This is a genomic window from Stenotrophomonas sp. NPDC077421 (assembly GCF_049545505.1).
Classification (GTDB): Bacteria; Pseudomonadota; Gammaproteobacteria; order Xanthomonadales; family Xanthomonadaceae; genus Stenotrophomonas; species Stenotrophomonas nematodicola.
Window position 1 is genome coordinate 34,722 of the sequence record NZ_JBMWDP010000032.1, and the last position, 14,049, is coordinate 48,770.

At 67.0% G+C, this 14,049-nt stretch carries 12 protein-coding genes and 6 tRNA genes; 13 read left to right on the forward strand and 5 right to left on the reverse strand.

Translation table 11 applies throughout. The features are described from left to right. Window positions 1–62 precede the first annotated feature (62 nt). The 4 genes from ppk1 to ACPEH1_RS15745 form a co-directional block, all read right to left on the reverse strand. Complete coding sequence (gene ppk1, locus ACPEH1_RS15730) at window positions 63–2,144, reverse strand: polyphosphate kinase 1 (protein WP_423716033.1); 2,082 nt, start codon at window positions 2,142–2,144, stop codon at window positions 63–65. Continuing rightward, window positions 2,141–3,481, reverse strand: coding sequence for a phosphate regulon sensor histidine kinase PhoR (gene phoR / locus ACPEH1_RS15735; protein WP_136005559.1), 1,341 nt, complete (start codon window positions 3,479–3,481; stop codon window positions 2,141–2,143). Before phoR ends, ppk1 begins: the two co-directional genes overlap by 4 nt. A gap of 83 nt (window positions 3,482–3,564) precedes the next feature. Next, window positions 3,565–4,254, reverse strand: a complete 690-nt coding sequence (gene phoB / locus ACPEH1_RS15740; protein ID WP_017357317.1) for a phosphate regulon transcriptional regulator PhoB — start codon at window positions 4,252–4,254, stop codon at window positions 3,565–3,567. A 133-nt stretch (window positions 4,255–4,387) separates the two neighbouring features. Continuing rightward, window positions 4,388–6,028, reverse strand: coding sequence for a M48 family metalloprotease (locus tag ACPEH1_RS15745; protein WP_136005563.1), 1,641 nt, complete (start codon window positions 6,026–6,028; stop codon window positions 4,388–4,390). 152 nt (window positions 6,029–6,180) lie between these two features. On the opposite strand from ACPEH1_RS15745, the gene grxC reads away from it, so the two are divergent. From grxC to ACPEH1_RS15765, 4 genes are all read left to right on the forward strand, one after another. Continuing rightward, a complete protein-coding gene (grxC, locus tag ACPEH1_RS15750) occupies window positions 6,181–6,480 on the forward strand; it encodes a glutaredoxin 3 (RefSeq protein WP_017357319.1) in 300 nt (99 codons plus the stop codon). Next, a complete protein-coding gene (locus tag ACPEH1_RS15755) occupies window positions 6,477–6,869 on the forward strand; it encodes a carboxymuconolactone decarboxylase family protein (RefSeq protein WP_423716034.1) in 393 nt (130 codons plus the stop codon). Before grxC ends, ACPEH1_RS15755 begins: the two co-directional genes overlap by 4 nt. A 218-nt stretch (window positions 6,870–7,087) precedes the next feature. After that, complete coding sequence (locus ACPEH1_RS15760) at window positions 7,088–8,095, forward strand: isocitrate dehydrogenase (protein WP_017357321.1); 1,008 nt, start codon at window positions 7,088–7,090, stop codon at window positions 8,093–8,095. 97 nt (window positions 8,096–8,192) lie between these two features. Next, entirely contained in the window at window positions 8,193–8,948 is a 756-nt protein-coding gene (locus tag ACPEH1_RS15765; RefSeq protein WP_017357322.1) for a sulfite exporter TauE/SafE family protein, read from the forward strand. A 53-nt stretch (window positions 8,949–9,001) separates the two neighbouring features. Here ACPEH1_RS15765 and ACPEH1_RS15770 read toward each other — a convergent pair whose 3' ends face one another. Continuing rightward, window positions 9,002–9,760, reverse strand: a complete 759-nt coding sequence (locus ACPEH1_RS15770; RefSeq protein ID WP_017357323.1) for a Bax inhibitor-1/YccA family protein — start codon at window positions 9,758–9,760, stop codon at window positions 9,002–9,004. Between the two features lie 179 nt (window positions 9,761–9,939). Between ACPEH1_RS15770 and ACPEH1_RS15775 the strand changes: the two genes are divergently transcribed. From ACPEH1_RS15775 to ACPEH1_RS15815, 9 genes are all read left to right on the forward strand, one after another. Next, window positions 9,940–10,016: transfer RNA gene (locus tag ACPEH1_RS15775), tRNA-Pro, on the forward strand. Window positions 10,017–10,061: 45 nt separating this feature from the next. After that, window positions 10,062–10,138 (forward strand) — tRNA-Arg (locus tag ACPEH1_RS15780). A gap of 35 nt (window positions 10,139–10,173) precedes the next feature. Next, window positions 10,174–10,250: transfer RNA gene (locus ACPEH1_RS15785), tRNA-His, on the forward strand. Window positions 10,251–10,331: 81 nt separating this feature from the next. After that, window positions 10,332–10,407 (forward strand) — tRNA-Lys (locus ACPEH1_RS15790). A gap of 124 nt (window positions 10,408–10,531) precedes the next feature. Beyond that, window positions 10,532–10,607 (forward strand) — tRNA-Lys (locus ACPEH1_RS15795). A gap of 184 nt (window positions 10,608–10,791) precedes the next feature. Continuing rightward, the gene (locus tag ACPEH1_RS15800; protein ID WP_423716035.1) at window positions 10,792–12,129 is read left to right on the forward strand and encodes a chloride channel protein; all 1,338 of its coding nucleotides are present in this window, start codon (window positions 10,792–10,794) and stop codon (window positions 12,127–12,129) included. A 63-nt stretch (window positions 12,130–12,192) separates the two neighbouring features. Beyond that, window positions 12,193–12,277, forward strand: a tRNA-Leu gene (locus tag ACPEH1_RS15805). 235 nt (window positions 12,278–12,512) lie between these two features. Further along, complete coding sequence (gene tig / locus ACPEH1_RS15810; RefSeq protein ID WP_153164568.1) at window positions 12,513–13,808, forward strand: trigger factor; 1,296 nt, start codon at window positions 12,513–12,515, stop codon at window positions 13,806–13,808. Between the two features lie 67 nt (window positions 13,809–13,875). After that, a partial coding sequence (locus ACPEH1_RS15815) for an ATP-dependent Clp protease proteolytic subunit (RefSeq protein ID WP_423716036.1) occupies window positions 13,876–14,049 on the forward strand: 174 nt, incomplete at its 3' end.

Below are 14,049 nucleotides of genomic sequence, written 5' to 3' on the forward strand. Positions count from 1 at the left end.
ACGCAGTGTCGCGTGACAGGGCCGGCCAATGGCCGGAACACCGCGCTGCCTCGAGGGGCCCCTTACAGACCCTGCATCAACGCCATCTGCGCCGAGTGCGGCGGCTCGTCATGGGCCGGGGCGCACTTGTGGTAGTTGCCGTCCGCGTGCAGTTCCCAGGCGTTGAGGTTGTCATCCAGGTAGTTCTGCAGCACATCGCGGTACACCTTGCGTGCCAGTTCCGGGTCCAGGATCGGGAAACAGGTCTCGACCCGGCGCAGCAGGTTGCGCTCCAGCCAGTCGGCGCTGGCGCAGTACAGCTCGGCGGCGCCATCGTTGCCGAACCAGTACACCCGGCTGTGTTCCAGGAAGCGCCCGACGATCGAGCGCACCCGGATGTTGTCCGACACCCCCGGCACGCCGGGACGCAGCGTGCACGCGCCGCGCACGATCAGGTCGATCTGCACGCCGGCCTGCGAGGCGGCATACAGCACCCGCACCACCTGGGGTTCGTTCAGTGCGTTCATCTTGGCGATGATCCGGCCCGGACGTCCGCTGGCGGCCAGCCGGGTTTCGCGTTCGATCCGCTGCAGCACGCCGGTGTGCAGGGTGAAGGGGGACTGCAGCAGGCGCTTGAGCTTCATCCGCGGGGCCAGCCCGGACAGCTGCTGGAACAGCAGGTGCACATCGTTGCCGATATCGGCATCGGCGGTGATCAGGCTCAGGTCGGTGTAGGCGCGTGCGGTGCCGCTGTGATAATTGCCGGTACCCAGGTGCACGTAGCGACGCAGCTTGCGGCCTTCACGACGCACGATCAGCAGCATTTTGGCGTGGGTCTTGTAACCCACCACGCCGTACACCACCTGCACGCCGGCTTCCTGCAGGCGATCGGCCAGGCCGAGATTCGCCTCTTCGTCGAAGCGCGCGCGCAGTTCGACCACCACCGTGACGTCCTTGCCGTTGCGCGCGGCCTGGATCAGCGCATCGACGATCAGCGAGTCCTTGCCGGTGCGGTACAGCGTCTGCTTGATCGCCAGCACGTTGGGGTCGATCGCGGCCTGCTTGATCAGATCCAGCACGGCCGTGAACGCGTCGAACGGGTGGTGCAGCAGCACGTCCCTGCGCGCCACCACCTCGAAGATGCCGTCGCTGTCGCGCAGCGTGCGCGGGCTCATCGGCGGGTACTTCAGGTCCGGGCGGGCCAGCAGATCGTACAGCTGGACCACGCGGTTGAGGTTGACCGGCCCGTCGATGCGGTAGACCGCGTTCTCGGTCAGCCCGAAGTTCTGCAGCAGGGTGCGCACGATGTCGCGCGGGCAATCCTGCGCGATCTCCAGCCGCACCGCAGGCCGGTAGCCGCGGTCGACCAGCTCGTCGCGCAGCGCCAACGCCAGGTTCTCCACCTCTTCCTCGTCCACCACCAGTTCGGAGTTGCGGGTGACGCGGAACTGGTAGGCGCCCTGGACCTCCATGCCTGGGAACAGCTCGTCCACGAAGGTGGACAGCACCGAGGACAGGAACACATAGGTCTGCCCCCCGCCGAGCTTTTCCGGCAGCTGGATGATGCGCGGCAGCGAGCGCGGCGCACGCACGATGGCCAGGTGGCCGGCGCGGCCGAACGCGTCAGTGCCCTTGAGCACCACCACGATGTTCAGTGACTTGTTGAGGATCTTCGGGAACGGGTGCGACGGGTCCAGGCCCAGCGGCGACAGCACCGGCATGATCTCGTTGCGGAAGTAGGCACGCAGCCAGCGCTTCTGCCGATGGTTCCAGGAGTGGCGGCCGAGCACGTCGATGCCGGCCTCGTGCAGGGCCGGGCGCAGCGTGTCATTCCAGCAGCGGTACTGCTGATCGACCAGTTGCGCGGCGCGGTCGTGGATGGCGTTGAGGATCGCCTGCGGACTCATGCCGTCCGGGGCCGGCGGCAGACCGAATTCCTGCGCGTGGCGCACCGCGGCGGCGCGGATCTCGAAGAACTCGTCCAGGTTGGTGCAGGAAATGCACAGGAATCGCAGGCGCTCCAGCAGCGGCACCTGGGTATCCAGCGCCTGGGCCAACACCCGGAAGTTGAAGTCGAGCTGGGACAGCTCGCGGTTGATGTACAGCGCGGGGTCGCGCAGCGGGTCGCTGTCCACATTCACAACGGCTGGAACGAGATTGCTCATGCGGAAAAGTCCTCGGAAGAGGGAAGGGAGGCCAGCTCATTGCGCGCGCGCACGTGATCGGCATCGAAGTGGCAGGAGAACACGCTGCCCTTGCCGACCTCGCTCTGGATCTCCAGGCGGGCGTGGTGGAGGCCGAGAATGTGTTTGACGATCGACAGGCCCAGCCCGGTGCCGCCGCTTTCGCGTGAACGGCTGCTGGAGACACGGTAGAAGCGCTCGGTCAGGCGCGGCAGGTGGTTGGCCGGAATGCCGTAGCCGCTGTCGCGCACCGACAGTACCGCGCCGTCGCCTTCGCGTGCCAGTACCACCTCGACGCGGCCACCGGCGGGCGTGTAGCGCACGGCGTTGGTGACCAGGTTGGAGAAGGCGCTGTGCAGTTCCTTGTTGGAGCCCTGCAGGTCCACGCCGGCGCTGTCGACGATGCTGATCTGGTGGCGGCCCTGGCTGTGCGCCTCGGCCTCGCGGCGCAGGGTGGCCAGCATCGGCGTCATGGCCACCGTTTCTTCTTCGGTATGTTCCTGCGATTCCAGCCGCGACAGCGTCAGCAGGTCTTCCACCAGCTGGGCCATGCGCTGGGACTGCTTGCGCATCTCCTCCAGCATCGGGCCGGTGCCGGGGAAATCCTCCGGGTCCATCATGTCCAGGTAGCCGTGCACCACCGTCAGCGGCGTGCGCAGTTCGTGCGAGACATTGGCGACGAAGTCGCGGCGCACCTGCTCCAGTCGCAGCAGCTTGCTCACATCGCGCGCGATCAGCAGCCAGTAGTCGGGCGAGTAGGGAATCAGGCGCAGATTCAGGCGGATCGCCGGGTCCACCGGCGATGGCACGTCCAGGATCGGCTCGGCATTGCGGCCGCCCGCCAGCCAGTGCGCCAGCGGCATCGGCTGCAGGCGTTCGACCAGCGCCTCGCCGAGATCGCCAGGATGGTGCAGCCCGAGCAGCGAGGTTGCCGCTTCGTTGAACCACTGCACGCGCTGGCTGTTGCGATCCACCACCACCACCGCGTCGGGCAGCGCTGCGGCGGCGGCGCGGTAGCTGCGCAGCATGTCCAGCAGGCGCCGCTTGCGCGTGCGCATTTCCAGCTGGTTGCGGTACAGCAGCCGGTCCAGCTCATTCCACACGCCGGTGCCGTCGCCCACATCCCAGCGATGACGCGCGGTCAGCCGGCGCAGCACCCGCCGCAGCCGCCAGTAATGCCAGGCCAGCGCACCGATGGCCGCCAGCGCGATGCACATCCACACCTGTCCCAGCAGCAGGCCCAGAACGGCGGCCGCCAGCAGCAGGGTGGCCAGGGTAGCCAGCGTTTTCAACCAGGCGGAACGGATGTGGCGCGGCATTACAGTCTCGTAAAAAGTGTCCGTAGCGCGGGGCTCTGCCCGGCTGAATCAAGAGGATCTGCCCCGCGCTGGACGGGCTGGAATCAGGTGGCGGTGGAGAAACGGTAGCCCGCGCCGCGCACGGTCTGCACCATGTTCTCCGCACCGAACGGCTCCAGCGTCTTGCGCAGGCGGCGGATGTGCACGTCGATGGTACGTTCTTCAACATACACGCTGCCGCCCCACACGTGGTCGAGCAGCTGCGCGCGGGTATAGACCCGCTCGGGATGGGTCATGAAGAAGTGCAGCAGGCGGTACTCGGTGGGGCCGATCGGCACCGGCTGGTCGCCGGCGAACACGCGGTGCGCCGCGCCGTCGATACGGATCGTGCCGACCGCCACGCTGCCGTCTTCGTCATCGTCGCGCGCACGGCGCATCACCGCCCGGATACGCGCGAGCAGTTCGCGCGCCGAGAAGGGTTTGACCACGTAGTCGTCCACGCCGGCTTCCAGCCCACCGACGCGGTCATTTTCTTCGCCACGGGCGGTGAGCATGATGATCGGCACCTCACGGGTGAGGGCCTCCTTGCGCCAGCGCCGGGCCAGGTCCAGGCCGCTGGTGCCCGGGAGCATCCAGTCCAGCAGGATCAGGTCCGGGACGCGATCGGCGATGGCGGTCTGGGCCTCGCGGGCATCGCCGGCGTGGATCGGGTCGTAATCGCCCTTGCGCAGGGCGAACGCGACCATTTCGCGGATCGCGGGTTCGTCGTCGACGATCAGGATGCGTTTCTGCACGTGCCCACCGTAATGCTTATCAGACCGGGATTGAGCCCAGTAGACTACGGTTTCATGACATGTTTGTGACGACCGGGGCGGTATCGGTGCCCGGTGCCATCGGCCGGTCATGTGGACGGGGGCGGCGGCCGGCTCAGCGCCGGTCCAGATCGGGGTCCTGGATACCCTGCCGGCGCATTTCCAGCACCGTCGGCGTGATCGCCTCGATGCGGGCATCCACCCGTGCGCGGCCCACATAGTCCAGCGCGGGCTGGCGCTTGAGCGCCTGCAGCTGGATCAACGCCTGCTCCGGCCGGCCGCTGAGGAACGCCGCTTCGGCATAGGCCTCGCTGGCGCGGGTGGTGTCTCCGGCCAGTTCGCTGGCCCGGGCGAAACGGGTCTGGAACACCGGATCATTACCACTTTGCGACAGCAGCGGACGCAGCATCGCCTGCGCGCGCTGCCCGGCCTCGCGCCCGCCCTGCTCATTGAGGATGGCGGCGAAGGTCAACGCCACCGGTCGGCTGCCGGGATGCTGGCGCAGCAGCGCCTCGAAACGGGCGTTGGCCTGGGCCGGCTGGCCGGCGCGGGATTCGGCCTCGCCCAGGGCCAGCGCCACCCAGAGGTTGTCGGGGTGATCGCGCAGCAGGGCCTGCAGGTCGTCGCGGGCCTGGCCGGCGGCGCTGCTGCGCAGCCGGGCCAGGGCCAGCCCATAGCGCTGGGGCTCGGTCAGGCCGTCCTTCTGCGCGCGCTGCAGGTTTTCATATTCCTTCAGCACATCGCCGGGTGTGTCGGCGCTCAGCACCCGCAGCCGCTCGCGGGCCCACTCGAACTGCCCGGTGGCGCCGCGGCTGAGCGTGGTCACCGAGACCTGCATGGACGCCGGCAGCAGCGGATTGTTGCGCCGGACCAGCGGATCGGACAGCGCCGGGTCGGCCGGGTCCACGCGTTCCTCGCGCACGCCGCCGGGTACGGCGGTGGTCAGCAGCACGGTGTCCTTCTTCATCTGCTCGGCGCGGGATTTGGCCTCGCTGATGCGGGTGGTGGTGACCGGATGCGTCTGCAGGAAGTCCGGCACCGAATAGCCGCCGGCGTTGCCCCGCATCGAGGCGGACATGCGTTCGAAGAAGCCGGCCATCGCATCCACGTCGTAGCCACTGCGGGCCAGGGTGCGGATGCCGAGCCGGTCGGCTTCGGATTCATTGGACCGGGTGTAGTTGATCTGCCGCTGCTGCATCAGGCCCATGCCGGAGGTGATCGCCGCCATCGTCGCATCGCCCGAGGAGTTGCCCCCGGCCTGCTGCGCGGCGACCACCGCCGCCAGCATGCCCAGCAGGATCGGAATCTGGTCACGCTGGGCGCGTTCGACCCCACGCAGCACATGCTGCTGGGTGACGTGGGCGATTTCGTGGGACAGCACCGCCGCCACCTCGTCTTCGCGCTCGGCGGTCAGCACCAGCCCGGCATTGACCCCGATGTAGCCGCCCAGCGTGGCAAAGGCATTGATCTGGCGGTCCTTGAGCATGAAGAACGTGTAGGGCTGCCGCGGCTGGGCGCTGTTGGAACCCAGCCGTGCACCCATCGTCTGCAGCCAGTCGTCCACCAGCGGGTCATCGAGCAGATAGCCATAGTTGCGCAGTTCGCGCAGCATCATCCCGCCGTATTCGGCCTGGCGCGCCGGGGTCAGCAGTTCGCCGGCCGAGGAGCCGATGTCCGGCAGCTTGCTGTCCTGGGCCGAGGCCAGTGGCACGGCCAAAGCCAGGGTCAACGCAGCGGAAAGCAGCAGAGGGCGCAAACGAAGCTCCTGGAAGGGTGGGCAGGTACAGCCGGTACAGGGTGGCAGGGGGCCTGCAAATCTATGGTTAATCCACAGTGTTGCGGCGGTGACGTGGAAATTCCAGCGGGCCGCTACCATATACAGACACTCGTTCCGCTGTGGAGTTTCCCGTGAGCCAAGATGTCGCTTCCACCCCGGGTGGCACCCCCGCCATCACCATCTATTCGACCGCGGTCTGCCCCTATTGCGTGGCGGCCAAGAACTTCCTCAAGAGCAAGGGCCGCGACTGGACCGAAGTCCGGATTGACCTGGACCCGGTCGAGCGCGAAAAAATGATGGCCAGGACGCGCCGCACCAGCGTGCCGCAGATCTTCGTCGGCGAGGTTCACGTCGGTGGCTACGACGACATGATGGCGCTGCACCGCGCCGGCAAGCTCGAACCGCTGCTGGCCGGCGAGGGCCAGGCATGAGCGCGGCCGACGACGGCAGCCGGGACCGCATCGCCGAATTCGCCGAATTCCGCCAGCGTATGAACCAGCGCATCCTCGGCGAGCCCAACCAGGTCGTGCGGCGCTTCTTCGCGCTGGATACCCAGACCTACCAGGCCGGCGCGCTGGATGTGAAGACCAAGGAGCTGCTCGGTCTGGTCGCCTCGATGGTGCTGCGCTGCGACGACTGCATCAGCTACCACGTGGCCCAGTGCAAGGACGCCGGCGTCACCCGCGAGGAGTTCTTCGAGACCTTCTCGGTCGGTCTGGTGGTCGGCGGCTCCATCGTGATTCCGCACCTGCGCCGCGCGGTGGACTTCCTGGACCAGCTCGAAGGTGGCGCCGCCGCCCCGGCCGTTCACGAACATTGACCGGAACTGTCCGGCCGGCGGTCGGGCGCCACCGGTTGTCTCTCCGCCACCGTACCGGCAGGTGCCAAGCGCAGGCCGGTACGGCCTGCGGTCTTGGACCAAAGGCTGATTTGGGGTCCCCGGGCCGGGTCAGGCATAATTGCGGGTGAAACTTCCCTTGCGCCGGTGCTTTCCGCACCTGCTGGACGGCGCTCCCCCTCGGTTCGGAAACAGATCAAATGACGCAGAAAATCACGGTCATCCGCGGTGACGGCATCGGCCCGGAGATCATGGACGCTACCCTGTTCGTGCTCGGCAAGCTGGACACCGGCTTTGAATACGAAGACGCCGACGCGGGTCTGGTCGCGCTGGAAAAGCACGGCGACCTGATGCCGGCGGCCACGCTGGAATCGATCGCACGCAACAAGATCGCCCTGAAGAGCCCGCTGACCACGCCGGTCGGTGGTGGCTTCACCTCGATCAACGTCAGCCTGCGTCGCCACTTCGACCTGTACGCCAACGTGCGTCCGGCGACTTCGTTCCCGAACACCAAGTCGCGCTTCGGCGACGGCGTGAACCTGATCACCGTCCGTGAGAACACCGAAGGCGCCTACCTGGCCGAAGGCCAGGAAGTCTCGGCCGACGGCGAAACCGCCTTCTCCGGTACCCGCATCACCCGCAAGGGCTCCGAGCGCATCGTGCGCTACGCCTTCGAGCTGGCCCGCAGCACCGGCCGCAAGAAGGTCACCGCCGTGCACAAGGCCAACATCATCAAGTCGACCTCGGGCCTGTTCCTGGCCGTGGCGCGCGAAGTGGCGGCCAAGTACCCGGACATCGAGTTCCAGGAAATGATCGTCGACAACGCCTGCATGCAGCTGGTGATGCGTCCGGAGCAGTTCGACATCATCGTCACCACCAACCTGTTCGGCGACATCATCTCCGACCTGTGCGCCGGCCTCGTCGGCGGGCTGGGCCTGGCCCCGGGCGCCAACATCGGTGAGAACGCGGCGATCTTCGAAGCCGTGCACGGCACCGCCCCGGACATCGCCGGCCAGGGCAAGGCCAATCCGTGCGCGCTGCTGCTCGCCGCCGCGCAGATGCTGGACCACGTCGGCCAGACCGAGAACGCCGAGCGCCTGCGCAAGGCCATCGTGGCCACGCTGGAAGCCAAGGATTCGCTGACCGGCGATCTCGGCGGCAGCGGCAACACGATGGGCTTCGCCCAGGCCATCGCCAGCCGCCTGTAAGCGGTCCTGGCATCGCCTGGTACCTCCAGCGGGGCGCCTTCGGGCGCCCCGTTGCGTTTGCGTCGCACGCGGCGCGCAGTGCGACAGGAGCAAGGCAATGGAGTCGGTGTATCTGATCGTGGCCCTGGGCGCGATCGTGGCGGGATTCGTGCAGGGGCTGTCGGGGTTCGCCTTTGGCCTGGTCGCCATGTCGTTCTGGGCATGGACCCTGGATCCGCGTCTGGCGGCGACCCTGTCGGTGTTCGGCGCCCTGGTGGGGCAGGTGCTGGCGGCCTTCACCGTGCGCCGCGGCTTCGAGCTGCAGCGGCTGCTGCCGTTCGTGCTGGGGGGCCTGGCCGGCATTCCGCTCGGCGTGGCCGTGTTGCCGCACCTGGACATGGACTGGTTCAAGGCGCTGCTCGGCGGGCTGCTGGTGATCTGGTGCCCGGCCATGCTGATGGCGCGCGCATTGCCGCGGATCACCGCCGGCGGTCGGATCGCGGATGCGGCGGTGGGGATGGCCGGTGGCGTGCTGGGTGGCATCGGTGGCTTCACCGGGACGCTGCCGACGCTGTGGTGCACGCTGCGTGGCATGGACAAGGATGCCCAGCGCGCCATTGTCCAGAACTTCAACCTGTCCATGCTGCTGGTGACGATGGGCATCTACCTGGCGACCGGTGTGGTGACCCGGCAGGTGCTGCCCCTGTTCGCGATCGTCGCACCGGCGATGCTGCTGCCCACCCTGTTCGGCGCAAAGCTGTACGTCGGCATCAGCGAGGCACGCTTCCGGCAGATCGTGCTGGGCCTGCTCACCGCCTCGGGCGTGGCGCTGCTCGCCTCGTCGGTGCCGGCGCTGCTGGCACGCGCGGGCTGATCAACGAAAAAGGGCGCCCGCAGGCGCCCTTTTTCGTGGTGACGGTGCGGCGCTCAGCGGCTCTGCAGCTTGGACAGCAGGCGCAGGAACTCCACGTACAGCCACACCAGCGTGACCATCAGGCCGAACGCGCCGTACCACTCCATGTACTTGGGCGCGCGCGCGGCGGCACCGGTTTCGATGAAGTCGAAGTCCAGCACCAGGTTCAGCGCCGCCACCACCACCACGAACAGGCTGAAGGCGATGCCCCAGCCGCTGGCTTCGTGGATGACCGGCACATTGATGTTGAAGAAGCCCAGCACGAACGAGGCCAGGTACAGCAGTGCGATGCCGCCGGTGGCGGCCACGACGCCGAGCTTGAAGTTCTCGGTGACCTTGATCAGGCCGGTGCGGTAGGCCACCAGCAGGGCGAACAGGGTGCCGAAGGTGAGCAGCACGGCCTGGAACACGATGCCCGGGAACTTCATTTCGAACACGGCCGAGATCGCGCCGAGGAAGAAGCCTTCCACCAGTGCGTACAGCGGCGCGGTCACCGGCGACCACGCCTTCTTGAACACCGTGACCAGCGCCAGCACCAGGCCGCCGATCGCGCCGCCGACGGCGTAGATCATCGCGCCCGGCGCGATCTGCCCATCGGCGCCAACGGTCTGGCTCCAGGCGAATGCAGCGGTCAGCACGGTGAGCAACAGCAGGATGCCGGTCTTGTTGACCGTGCCATTGATGGTCATCGCCTGGTCGGGTGAGCTCACGACCGAGCCGCTGGCCAGGTCGAGGAAGGTCGACTCGGAAAGGGCGGGATTACCGCTGCGCATTGTCAATCTCCTTGAAAGGGGTACGGTTTGGCCATCCGGCCGCTGTGTCGAGGATAGCCGAAGGAGGGGGAGTCGATGGCGACAGGTGAATCGATGTGTGAAAACCGTTGACAGATGCCTCGCTGATTCCCACAATAGCCGACTCTTTCGGGGGGAACCTCGGAGGGAAACAAAACCGCCGGGGTATAGCGCAGTCTGGTAGCGCGCCTGCTTTGGGAGCAGGATGTCGGGGGTTCGAATCCCTCTACCCCGACCAATCCGCTGCTCAGAACGGGATTGGAAATGCGACAATCCGGATCGAGCGCCCGTAGCTCAACTGGATAGAGCACCGGCCTTCTAAGCCGGCGGTTACAGGTTCGATTCCTGTCGGGCGCGCCATTCGGTGCAAGCGGTAGGAAGCAAAGGTTTCAGTGGTGGCTGTAGCTCAGTTGGTTAGAGTACCGGATTGTGATTCCGGTGGTCGGGGGTTCGAATCCCCTCAGCCACCCCACTGATCAGAACCTGGTTCACCGAAAGTGAATCAGGGTTGCAAAAAAGGGCGGTCACGTTACAATGTGCGCCTGCGTTTTCAGGGCTGTTAGCTCAGTTGGTAGAGCAGTTGACTCTTAATCAATAGGTCCAAGGTTCGAATCCTTGACAGCCCACCAAGACAGAAGCCATCCGGTCCGCCGGGTGGCTTTTTTCTTTGCCGGCACGGTGGTTTTTCTGCCGTTCAAACAAAGTGCTTGCATCCATCGCCAGGATTCCTGCATAATTCGCCTCCCGATTTTCGGGCTGTTAGCTCAGTTGGTAGAGCAGTTGACTCTTAATCAATAGGTCCAAGGTTCGAATCCTTGACAGCCCACCAAGACAGAAGCCGCCTGGTCCGCCAGGCGGCTTTTTTCTTTTCTTGGACCCGGACAGCAGCCCGCGCACTGTCTGCAGCAAAGCCCCGCGACTGCGCGGCAGCGTCCGTCCGATGCCCCGATCCGGTCGGCTCTGTCGCCAGCCCCTGCACATCGCGTGGAGCCGGGCGGTGAAACAATGTGGGCATGGACGCGCCTTCACCTACTCCCTCTCCCCGCTGGCTGGGGTCGCGGCGCCAGTGGCTTGAACGGCTGGCCCTGTGGGGCGGGGCGGTCGCGGTCGCGCTGGCGGCGATCCTGTTTGCCAAGGCCAGCGACGCGGCATTCGCCCTGTTCCGGCATATCTACGATGCTTCCCCGTGGTGGCCGCTGCTGCTGACCCCGACGGTGTTCGCCGTGCTGGCGTGGCTCACCCAGGGCGTGCTGCGGCCCACCCGCGGCAGCGGTATCCCGCAGGTGATTGCCGCGCTGGATACGCCCGATGCCGCGTTCCGCCAGCGCAATCTGTCGTTGCCGGTGTCCGTCGGCAAGCTCGGCTTGACCGTGCTGGCCCTGTTCGGTGGTGCGTCGGTGGGGCGCGAAGGGCCAACCGTCCACGTCGGTGCCAGCCTCATGTACGTGATCGGGCGCGCGCTGGGCTTCCGCGATCCGCGCCAGGCCACCCACTTCCTGCTGGCCGGCGGCGCAGCCGGCATCGCCGCCGCGTTCAATACCCCGCTGGCCGGCGTGGTGTTCGCGATCGAGGAGCTGTCCGGGCGTTTTGAGCACCGTTTCTCCGGCGCGTTGCTGACGGCCGTGATCGTCGGCGGCGTGGTCTCGCTCGGGCTGCTGGGCAACTACACCTACTTCGGCCGGGTGGGCGCGACGCTGCCGCTGGGCATCGGCTGGGTGGCGGTCCTGCTGTGCGGTGTGGTCGGTGGCCTGGGCGGCGGTCTGTTCAGTCGCCTGGTGCTGGCGGTGATGGATGGCCGGCCGCGCTGGCTCGGCCGCGCACGCACGGCCCGTCCGGTCCTGTTCGCCGCCGGCTGTGGCCTGCTGCTGGCGCTGCTCGGCCTGGTGTTCGGGGCCGGCGCGTTCGGGACCGGCTACGAACAGGCGCGGGGCCTGGTGCAGGGCCAGGCCCTGGTCGGACATGAGTTCGGGCTGATGAAGTTTGCCGCCAACCTGGTCTCCTACGCTGCCGGCATCCCGGGCGGGCTGTTCTCACCTGCGCTGGCGGTGGGCGCCGGCATCGGCCACAACCTCGCCGCGCTGCTGCCGGGGGTGGACCCGGCGGCGGTGGTCGTGCTGGGCATGTGCGCCTATCTGACCGGCGTGACCCAGGCGCCGCTGACCTCTGCGGTGATCTCGCTGGAGCTCACCAATACCAGCGATCTGCTGCTGCCCATTCTGGCGGCGGTGCTCGTCGCGCGGGCAACCTCGTCGTGGGTATGCCGCACGCCGATCTACCGGGCCCTGGCCGACCGGCTGCAGCAGGCCATGCCGCCACCCACCGCCGTCGCAACGCCGTCGGCGGCCGGTTAAGCAAGGTGATGATCTTCCTGTTTGTGCGTCCGCCTGCAACAATGCACTGCTGAGCGCACGCTCGCGAAAGTGGCGGAATTGGTAGACGCCCTGGATTTAGGTTCCAGTGCCGCAAGGCGTGGGGGTTCGAGTCCCCCCTTTCGCACCAGTGCGGGCCGGTTTGGCCCGCACCCATGACCAAGGGCACGTCCCGGATCCGGGAGACGGCCACATGCTGGGCGTGACGCGCCCTGTGACGTTCCCGGCCCTGTGCTGGCGGCGCTGGCCGTAATCGGCGAAACTACAGGGCTGCGGCGGGCAAGCGCGTTCACGACCCCGCGTCCAAAACCCGTTTCATCCATCACATCGTGCCGGGGCCCATGCCGCCGGTGGCAGGAGTCAACATGCAAGCTTCGATCGAATCCACCGGCAACCTGGAACGCCGCCTGACCTTCTCGCTGCCGGAAGACCGCCTGCAGACCCACATCAGCGGCCGTCTGGGCGAAATCGCCCGTACCGCGCGGATCAAGGGCTTCCGTCCGGGCAAGATCCCGGCCAAGGTGATCGAGCAGCGTTTCGGTCAGCAGGTCCGCAGCGAAGCCGTCGACGGCCTGCTGCGCGAAACCTTCGATGCCGCCCTGCGCGAGCATGAGCTGCGCATCGCCGGCACCCCGCGCATCGACAAGGGCGATGACGGCGAATTCTCCTTCGTGGCCACCGTCGAACTGGTGCCGGACTTCGGCGACGTGGACGTCAGCAAGCTGACCGTGGTGCGTCACACCGCCGAGATCAACGATGCCGACATCGACCAGATGATCCAGAACCTGCGCGAACAGCGCCGCAGCTGGAGCCCGGTCACCCGGGGTGCCCAGGACGGCGACCTGGTCGCGCTGGAAACCTGGTCGCAGGCCGGCGACGAGCGCCTGCCGGCCGAAGGCAGCGAAAAGGGCAGCGTGATCGTGGGCCAGGGCATGATGTTCGAGCAGATCGAACAGGGCCTGGTCGGTCTGGCCAAGGGTGAGGAAAAGACCCTCGACGTCGAATTCCCGGCCGACTGGCGCGTGCCGGCGCTGGCGGGCAAGCAGGTCAAGGTCACCGTCAAGGCGGTGGACGTGTCCGAACCGGTGCTGCCGGAGGTCGATGCAGACTTCATCAAGAGCTTTGGTGTGAAGGGTGGCGATGTGGAGCAGTTCCGCAAGGACATCCGCGCCAACCTGGAGCGCGAGCTGAAGGGTGCGCTCATGAACCGCCTGCGCCGTGAAGTGGGTGAACAGCTGATCGCTGCCTATGCGTCGGTGGAAATGCCGCCGCGCCTGGTCGAGAACGAAGCCCGCGCCATGCTGGCCCAGCAGATCGAGCAGATCCGCCGCAGCGGCCGCAACCCGGGCGACGTCCCGGCCGATGCCCACGAAGGCTTCAAGGACGCCGCCGCCAAGCGCGTGCTGGTCGGCCTGCTGGTCGGTGAAGTGGCCCGCAGGAACGACCTGCGCCTGGACCCCAAGCGCCTGAATGAAACCATGCGCCTGATCGCCTCGACCTACGAAGAGCCGGAGCAGGTCATTGAGATGTACCGCAACGACCCCCAGCTGATGAGTGGGCTGCAGAACCGCGTGATGGAAGAGCAGGTGATCGACTGGATCGCCGAGCGCGCCCAGCACACCGAGCAGCAGATGTCGTTCCAGGACGCCATCCGTCAGTAAGCGGACGGCGTTTCACGCCCCGCGCTCCGGCGCGGGGTTGTCCCCCCCAAGATAGGTGCCTCACGTAATGGACAACCGAACCAAAGCCCTGAACCTGGTTCCGATGGTGGTCGAGCAGACCAGCCGCGGCGAGCGCGCCTATGACATCTATTCGCGCCTGTTGAAGGAGCGCCTGATCTTCCTCGTGGGCCCGGTCGACGATCACAGGGCCGACGGGGGGGTGGCGCAGTTGCTGGTCCTG

Bases quoted from the DNA above. Each gene is read 5' to 3' on its own strand.
- ppk1 (WP_423716033.1), bottom strand. From the start codon at position 2,144: ATGAGCAATCTCGTTCCAGCCGTTGTGAATGTGGACAGCGACCCGCTG.
- phoR (WP_136005559.1), bottom strand. From the start codon at position 3,481: ATGCCGCGCCACATCCGTTCCGCCTGGTTGAAAACGCTGGCTACCCTG.
- ACPEH1_RS15755 (WP_423716034.1), top strand. From the start codon at position 6,477: ATGAGCGCGGCCGACGACGGCAGCCGGGACCGCATCGCCGAATTCGCC.
- ACPEH1_RS15760 (WP_017357321.1), top strand. From the start codon at position 7,088: ATGACGCAGAAAATCACGGTCATCCGCGGTGACGGCATCGGCCCGGAG.
- ACPEH1_RS15765 (WP_017357322.1), top strand. From the start codon at position 8,193: ATGGAGTCGGTGTATCTGATCGTGGCCCTGGGCGCGATCGTGGCGGGA.
- ACPEH1_RS15770 (WP_017357323.1), bottom strand. From the start codon at position 9,760: ATGCGCAGCGGTAATCCCGCCCTTTCCGAGTCGACCTTCCTCGACCTG.
- ACPEH1_RS15800 (WP_423716035.1), top strand. From the start codon at position 10,792: ATGGACGCGCCTTCACCTACTCCCTCTCCCCGCTGGCTGGGGTCGCGG.
- tig (WP_153164568.1), top strand. From the start codon at position 12,513: ATGCAAGCTTCGATCGAATCCACCGGCAACCTGGAACGCCGCCTGACC.